Origin of the sequence: Photobacterium lipolyticum, assembly GCF_003026475.1 — a bacterium.
GTDB classification, from domain to species: domain Bacteria; phylum Pseudomonadota; class Gammaproteobacteria; order Enterobacterales; family Vibrionaceae; genus Photobacterium; species Photobacterium lipolyticum.
On sequence record NZ_PYMC01000051.1, the window covers coordinates 1 to 872 of the forward strand.

1 protein-coding gene is annotated in these 872 nt (G+C 42.2%); it reads left to right on the forward strand.

Features of this window, described 5'->3' with window-relative positions; genetic code table 11:
* Positions 1–156: 156 nt before the first annotated feature.
* On the forward strand, positions 157–648 hold the full coding sequence (locus C9I89_RS22255; RefSeq protein ID WP_107285499.1) for a hypothetical protein: 492 nt from the start codon (positions 157–159) through the stop codon (positions 646–648).
* Positions 649–872 lie beyond the last annotated feature (224 nt).

Below are 872 nucleotides of genomic sequence, written 5' to 3' on the forward strand. Positions count from 1 at the left end.
GGGTCAATGCCGGGTGTAGCATAAACATAACAAGGCAATCAAGGTGACCAGTTACACTCGGCATTTTTGGTATGGAGTTCGGTGTGCTTTGTTGGTTCAGTGTGTGGCACCTTATTGCAGGCGTTATATTTTTAAATTTTCACACAAGGAGTAACTATGAAAAAAATTTGTTTTTGTTTAGCGCTAGTAGTGTCTACAACAGTTTTAGCAGATGAGGAAAATTCAATCGTAAATATGGCAAAGGAAAATGGGGTAAAGACTTGCGTACCACAGCTAAAAATTGCCGCTGATTTTATAATTGATGAAAAGGCTCACTCTAGTCACGCATACTGGAACAAGAAAGATGCAGATAATCGAATGTACTCAAGTTTGACATCTAAAGGGTATAGCGATGGGGACTCTCATGTAACAGTTGCTGTAGCTCAGACTTCATCAGGAAAGTGCGATACATTTTATGTTGAGACATATGCACTACCTAAAGCTTGCATGATGGCTCGTGAAGAAACTTTTAAAGGGTTCAAATACAAAGGAACAATGAATGGTAAAACGTTGTTGCTTGAGAATGAGTCTGGTGCTGTAAATCTATACCTTACCCCGCAAGGGGAATCAATATGCCTTGTTTCTAAGAGAGAAGCGCTGTATCAATAAAAATATAACAATGCCATCAAGGTGATGCCTTACACTCGGCATTTTTAGTGTGGAGTCAGGTGCGCTTTGCTGATTCAGTGGGGCACACCTTATGGCGGGCGTTATGGCGCAGAGTAGCACAGGCAATGTGGCTTCATTTTATGGTCGGCGGGTCGTGCTTAGCCGCTACGAAGTCGATCTTCTCTGGCGATATACCTGAACGCTTGTTGTGTATCACGAACTGC